Origin of the sequence: Dietzia sp. CW19, assembly GCF_014145265.1 — a bacterium.
Classification (GTDB): Bacteria; Actinomycetota; Actinomycetes; order Mycobacteriales; family Mycobacteriaceae; genus Dietzia; species Dietzia natronolimnaea.
This window is the reverse complement of record NZ_JAALEE010000075.1, coordinates 1-5902: the sequence shown is the minus strand read 5'-3', so window position 1 is coordinate 5902 and position 5902 is coordinate 1. Positions and strand designations below refer to the sequence as shown.

Here is a 5902-nt window from a genome sequence, read left to right as displayed (position 1 = left end):
GCTCCGGAACCGGTCACCAACGCGCGGTTCACCCGCGTCCTGGGCTCGGTGCTCCACCGTCCGACCGTGGTCCCGGTCCCCGGTTTCGCGCCCGGCCTGGTCCTGGGCAGCCGCGGGGCGGACGAGCTGGCGCTGGCCGACCAGAGGGTCGACCCGGCGCTCCTGCGCGCGGTCGACCACCCGTTCCGCTACCCCGGGCTCAGGGCTGCGCTGGCCCATGAACTGGGCGGGGAGAAGGTGCCCGCGGCGCTCTGAGGCACTGCCTCAGCGCTGCAGGATCATCGGGACCAGCACCCGCCGCGCCAGCGCCCGGATCTCGTCCTCGGTCTCCAGGACGGGCGGGCCGTCCGGCATCACGGCGATGGAGTGCAGGAAGCGGCCCACGACACTGCCGACCTCGCGGGACAGCGTGTCGAACTCGTCCGCGTCCATCGGTCGGGTGTGGACGTCGGCGTTCCAGGTGCTCCGGATGAACTCCGCGACGATCCCGGTGATCGCGCCCAGAACCGAGTCGGACTGACCGGCGAGCATCGCCATGGCCTCGACCTTGTCCACCTCGACGAGGCGCTGGAGCAGTTCGCTCCTACGGATGTCGAAGACCGTACCGACGAGCAGGTCCTCGACGTGCCGGACCGGATCCCACTCGAGGGACTCGAACGGGGTGAACCGCGCGTTGACCGACATCATCAGTCGCTGCGCCTCATGGGCGTACAGCGCGCGGAGGATCTGCTCGCGCGGACCGAGCCGGCGGTACAACGTCACCCGCGTCACCCCGGCCGCTCTGGCGATGTCGTCGGTGCTCGCGCCCTTGATACCGCGTTCCGCGAACACCGAGGCCGCCGCCTCGATCAGACGGATGTCCTCGGCATCGGGTGGCTGGGCGCCACCGCGTCCACTGTTACGTGCCACACGGGCATGTTACTTCCAGTGGTCGTGGCGGCGCCCGCGACCCGGCCGGATCGGGTCAGGGACGGTCCCGGCCGGCCTCGTCGACCGGGTATGCGCCCTGCTGCAGGCCCTGCTCGAGATCCACGCCGGGGTCGATGCCGGCGGGCTGCCCCGGCTGTGCCCCCTGCGGGCCCGAGAGGGCGGGGGTGTCGTCCGGGGCGATCCCGCCCTCGGACGAGGGGACCATGTCGAAGACCCCGGGCTTGGGCTTGGACTTCGGCTTCTCCGTGGCGGTCGCGGACGACGACGCCCCCTCCGCGGCGGCCTCGGCGGCCGCGACGGACCGGGCGATCTCCGGGTCCGTCGAGGTGTCGAACCAGTGCTCGGGGGCCGACGGCAGATCCGCGTCGTCATCGGTGGCGGGCGGCTCGTAGCGGAACACCCCGTCGTCGTCCTTCTTGGCCACGGCCTTGGCGAAGTTCTCCAGCGAGTCCCCGAACTGCGAGGGGATCATCCACATCGTGGCCGCGTCGCCCTTGGCCATCTCCGGCAGGTTCTGGACGTACTGGTAGGCCAGCATCTCCGGCGTGGGCTTGGAGGCCTTGACGGCCGCGTTGACGCGGGCGATGGCGGCCGCCTGGCCCTCCGCCACGAGGTAGCGGGCGGCCCGCTCACCCTGGGCACGGAGCATGCGCGACTGCCGGTCGGCCTCCGCGTTGAGGATCGAGGCCTGCTTGTTGCCCTCGGCGTCGAGGATGGAGGCCTGCTTGGCGCCCTGGGCGGTGGTGATGGCGGCCTCGCGCTGTCCCTCGGCGGTGAGGATCGTCGCGCGCTTCTCGCGATCGGCCTTCATCTGCTTCTCCATCGACTCCTGGATCGACAGCGGCGGGTCGATGGACCGCAGCTCGACACGGGCCACGCGCAGGCCCCAGCGGCCGGTCTCGGAGTCCAGCACCCCACGGAGCTGCTTGTTGATCATGTCGCGGCTGGTGAGCGTCTGCTCGAGCGTGAGCCCACCGACGACGTTGCGGAGCGTGGTGGTGGCCAACTGCTCGACGGCGACGATGTAGTTGTTGATCTCGTAGACCGCGGCCTTGGGGTCGGTGACCTGGAAGAAGACGACCGTGTCGATGTTCAGCGTGAGGTTGTCCTCGGTGATCATGGACTGGGGCGGGAAGGTGACCACCCGCTCGCGCAGGTCCACCTTCGCGCGGACCCGGTCGATGAACGGGATGATCAGGGTGAGCTGACCACTCACCGTGCGCTGATAGCGGCCGAGCCGCTCGATGACCGCGGCCTCCGCCTGCGGGATGAGCTTCACCGAGCTCACCACCACCGAGGCGATCAATATGACGATGACGGCAAGGAAGATCAAGCCACCCATGGTTTCCTCCTGTTGTGTCGTGCTGTCGGCTGTGTGTCGGACTCGCGCTCTCTAGATGCCACGCACGACGATCGCGGTGGCCCCTTCGATCTCATGCACGAGGACCTTGTCCCCCGCGTCGAACGTCTCGCCCTCGATGAGCGGGCGCGCCGTCCAGGTGTCCCCCGCGATCTGCACGAGGCCGCCGGCCGGCCCGATCGCCTCGACCACGGTGCCGTCGCGTCCGGTCAGCGCGGCCGTGTTGGTGTCGTGCTCGGGGAGCGCGGACAGGAGGCGCCGGCGCACGAGGGGTCGTACCCCCGCGACGAGGATGATCGAGACGAGGGCGAACGCCAGGGCCTGCCCCCAGACCGGCGCGCCGAGCGCGGCCGCGGCGGCCCCGCCGAGTGCACCCCCGGCGAGCATGATCAGGAACAACTCCCCGCCCGCCGCCTCACCGGCGGCGAGCAACACCGCAACTGCGAGCCAGGCAAGTCCTACATGCATGTCCACGACCCTACCGACATCCGGCGTTCGGCAGGGGGGACGTCGTCCCACGAGCGGACTACGCTCACATGACGTGTCGACTCTCAAGAAGTTCGCGTGGCTGTCGGTGGCCACGTCGATCGTCACCATCTCGCTCAAGATGGTGGCCTGGTGGGTGACCGGATCTGTCGGCCTGCTCGCCGACGCGGCCGAGTCGGTGGTCAACCTGGTGGCCGCGGTGGTCGCGCTCATCGCCATCACCGTCGCCGAGCGCCCGGCCGACGACGACCACCAGTACGGCCACTCCAAGGCCGAGTACTTCTCGGCCGTGGTCGAGGGCGCGATGATCTTCGTGGCCGCGACCTTCATCCTCTACACGGGTGTCGAGCGACTCATCAACCCCGTGCCGATCGAGTCCCTCGGACTGGGCCTCGCGATCTCCGTCGTGGCGGCCGTGATCAACGGAATCGTGGGGACGTTGCTCATCCGGGCCGGGGTCCGACACCGGTCGCCGACCCTGAAAGCCGACGGGAAACACCTGATCACCGACGTCGTCACCTCGGTCGGCGTCGTGGTCGGGGTGACCCTGGTGTGGATCACCGGCTGGGAGTTCCTCGATCCGGTCGTCGCGATCGCGGTGGGGCTGAACATCCTGTTCATCGGGTACAGGCTCGTCCACGAGTCCGGGATGGGGCTGATGGACGCGACACTCCCCGAGCAGGACAACAGGGCGATCCAGGAGGTACTGGACAGGCACCGGCAGCCGGGTCGGGTCGACTTCCACGAGTTGCGGACCCGCGAGTCCGGCCGGTGGCGGTTCGTCGAGTTCCACGCGCTCGTCCCCGGCGACTGGAGTGTCGAGCGGGGTCACGATCTGGTGGAGAAGGTCGAGCAGGAGATCCACGCCGCGCTCCCGCACTCCCACATCACCACCCACCTGGAGCCGATCGAGGACGAGCGCGCCTACAACGACGTGAGGCTGTAGTCATGGGCCACCCGATCATGTTCGACGACTCCGATCCGCTGCTCGCCCGGTTGCGTCGGATCTGCCTGGCGCTCCCCGACGCCGCGGAGAAGATCTCGCACGGGCGGCCGAACTGGTACACCACCAAGGTCTTCGCCTCCTACGGCGGAACGGTCAAGGGGGACCACGCGGATCCCCTGCTCGCCCGCGCCCTGCTGTTCCTCCCGGACCCCGAGGACCTGCCGGCCCTCGAGCAGGACCCGCGCATCGTGGTGCCCGCCTACGTCGGCGTCCGGGGATGGCGGGCGCTGCCACTGGACCGGCCCGGGGAACACGGGGCGGGCGATCCGGGCTCCGTGGACTGGGACGAGGTCGCCGAGTTGGTCGAGTCCTCCTATCGGCAACTCGCCGGGGCCCGGAGGGTCGCCCGCCTGGACGCCGAACAGCGGGAGGCCGGCCGGGGGGAGCGCTAGGCCCCTTACCGGACCTCCCGCTCCGAGGCGACGTCGTCGATCAGCACGGCGATGTGGAACATGCTGGTCAGCAACGAGCCGTAGACCGGCCAGGAGTCCCGGGGCAGTCGGCCGTCCTCGGCCATGGCGTGCGTCAACCCGACCAGGCGGTCGTGGATGGACGCCATCTCGGCATCGGGATCGGCTATCGCGTGGCCGGCGTCTCGAGCGATCGAGGCCCACTCGCTGCGGAAGCGCTCGTCCCACGGCCCCTCCGCATAGGTGGCCTCGTGGAGAGTGCGGATGAGGTGCCTCAAGTGCGAGACGGCCTCGTCGACGCGACCCAGCACCTCCTCGTAGTCGACCCCCTCGCCGGCAGGCTGTCCGCGGCCGAGGCGCTGGCGGGCCAGGCGGGGATTCGAGCGGCGGCTCTCGCGGGCGAAGTGCACCGTTCCCCACGCGGTCTCGACCTCGTCGGACAGCGACTCGATCTCGCGTCTCCACGCGTCGGCGGCGTCGGTCTCCCAGGAGGTGGAGAACTCGTCGGACATGTTGATGAGGATGTCCCCGATCCGGCGGTCGATGCGGTCCACGTGGCTGGCCGCCTGTTGATCCCGCATCGGAGGGATGATCAGGAGATTGACCAGCACGCCGATCCCCACCCCGACGGCGACCTCGATGATGCGGTCGAGGAGCAGGGGCTGTTGGTCGGAGAACCCGCTGGAGAGCACGAACACCGCGGTGGTGGCGATCGCGACGCCCTCGTCCCGGATCCAGGTGATCCGGGCGCCGGCCAGACCCACGAACATCGCCAGGGCGAAGGTCCACACGTTGACGCCCAGGTAGAACCCGATGAGGAAGGACAGGCCGACGCCGATCGCGGACGCCACCGTCGTCTGCACTCCCCGGGAGAGCGACCTGTGGACGGTGGCGTGCACGGTGAGCAGGGCGGTCCACGGCGCCAGGAACGGCAACGGCGAGTCCAGGACGTGCGCGGAGAGCCACCACGCGGCCGTGGCGGCGATCATGCTCTTGACGATCTGCAGCAGGTCGGTCCTGACGTCGGGCCGGCCCGCGAGTTCTCGGAGTCGTGGCATACGCAGCATTCTCGTGGGTGGCCCGACGTGACGACAATCCCGGGCCCGGCGACCGTCGGGCGAGGTGACCGTCGGGCGAGGTGACCCGGTGCGGTGCCCGACTCTGCCCTAGGGTCGGTGGGTACTCGAGTCAGCCGTATCGCTCAGCGTCCCCGGAAGGACCCATGGACCCGCTCAGTTCCCCCACCCTGTCGGCGGTGACGGTCGATCTCGGCCTCGACACGCGGCTCGCGCTGCTCGCCGCCGGACTGGTCTTCCTGCTGGCCCTGGGGCTGGGGGTGTGGAAGTACCGGCAGATGGCCACGAGCGCGGACCACCTCGCGCACCCCTACGTCGACATCGCGCACCGGGCGGCCCTGCTCTACTCCTTCGCGATCCTGCTCATCGCCGCGTTCGTGGAGCTGAGCAGCTGGCCCACGTGGGTGAACCTCGCGGCGGCGGGGGTCCTGGTGTTCTTCTTCGTGGTGGCGATCGCCAGCTACATCGTCCACGGCGCGCTGCGGGACACGACCAACCAATTCGAACACCCGTCGACCATGCTGCGGGTCGGGATGCTGGCACTCATCGTGGGGGAGATGGGCGGGTTCGCGGTCCTGCTGGCGGGATTCGTCGACGGTCAGTTCCTGGCCTAGGAGCATGGGTCAGTAATGGC

Annotated in this window: 8 protein-coding genes; 4 read left to right on the top strand and 4 right to left on the bottom strand. The window is 69.7% G+C overall.

What is annotated here, in order from left to right; all coding sequences use genetic code 11:
* Nucleotides 1–255 (top strand): DUF1731 domain-containing protein (locus G6021_RS02785; RefSeq protein WP_182640626.1); only part of this gene is annotated, 255 nt, incomplete at its 5' end.
* Between the two features lie 9 nt (nucleotides 256–264).
* On the opposite strand, the gene G6021_RS02780 is transcribed toward G6021_RS02785, so the two are convergent.
* The 3 genes from G6021_RS02780 to G6021_RS02770 are packed head-to-tail and all read right to left on the bottom strand — an operon-like array spanning nucleotide 265 to nucleotide 2758.
* Nucleotides 265–909 carry a TetR/AcrR family transcriptional regulator gene (locus G6021_RS02780; protein WP_179523648.1) on the bottom strand — a complete coding sequence of 215 codons (645 nt, stop codon included), beginning with the start codon at nucleotides 907–909 and terminating at the stop codon, nucleotides 265–267.
* 55 nt (nucleotides 910–964) lie between these two features.
* A complete protein-coding gene (locus tag G6021_RS02775; protein WP_179523647.1) occupies nucleotides 965–2272 on the bottom strand; it encodes an SPFH domain-containing protein in 1308 nt (435 codons plus the stop codon).
* 51 nt (nucleotides 2273–2323) lie between these two features.
* Complete coding sequence (locus G6021_RS02770; RefSeq protein ID WP_179523646.1) at nucleotides 2324–2758, bottom strand: NfeD family protein; 435 nt, start codon at nucleotides 2756–2758, stop codon at nucleotides 2324–2326.
* 73 nt (nucleotides 2759–2831) lie between these two features.
* Here G6021_RS02770 and G6021_RS02765 point away from each other — a divergent pair, with 73 nt between their 5' ends.
* Nucleotides 2832–3722, top strand: coding sequence for a cation diffusion facilitator family transporter (locus G6021_RS02765; RefSeq protein WP_179523645.1), 891 nt, complete (start codon nucleotides 2832–2834; stop codon nucleotides 3720–3722).
* 2 nt (nucleotides 3723–3724) lie between these two features.
* Entirely contained in the window at nucleotides 3725–4174 is a 450-nt protein-coding gene (locus G6021_RS02760) for an MmcQ/YjbR family DNA-binding protein (protein WP_179523644.1), read from the top strand.
* A gap of 5 nt (nucleotides 4175–4179) precedes the next feature.
* On the opposite strand, the gene G6021_RS02755 is transcribed toward G6021_RS02760, so the two are convergent.
* The gene (locus G6021_RS02755) at nucleotides 4180–5250 is read right to left on the bottom strand and encodes an aromatic acid exporter family protein (protein WP_182609368.1); all 1071 of its coding nucleotides are present in this window, start codon (nucleotides 5248–5250) and stop codon (nucleotides 4180–4182) included.
* Nucleotides 5251–5414: 164 nt separating this feature from the next.
* Between G6021_RS02755 and G6021_RS02750 the strand changes: the two genes are divergently transcribed.
* Nucleotides 5415–5882, top strand: coding sequence for a hypothetical protein (locus tag G6021_RS02750; protein ID WP_182609367.1), 468 nt, complete (start codon nucleotides 5415–5417; stop codon nucleotides 5880–5882).
* Nucleotides 5883–5902 lie beyond the last annotated feature (20 nt).

Bases quoted from the DNA above. Each gene is read 5' to 3' on its own strand.
- G6021_RS02775 (WP_179523647.1), bottom strand. From the start codon at position 2,272: ATGGGTGGCTTGATCTTCCTTGCCGTCATCGTCATATTGATCGCCTCG.
- G6021_RS02755 (WP_182609368.1), bottom strand. From the start codon at position 5,250: ATGCCACGACTCCGAGAACTCGCGGGCCGGCCCGACGTCAGGACCGAC.
- G6021_RS02760 (WP_179523644.1), top strand. From the start codon at position 3,725: ATGGGCCACCCGATCATGTTCGACGACTCCGATCCGCTGCTCGCCCGG.
- G6021_RS02770 (WP_179523646.1), bottom strand. From the start codon at position 2,758: ATGCATGTAGGACTTGCCTGGCTCGCAGTTGCGGTGTTGCTCGCCGCC.
- G6021_RS02750 (WP_182609367.1), top strand. From the start codon at position 5,415: ATGGACCCGCTCAGTTCCCCCACCCTGTCGGCGGTGACGGTCGATCTC.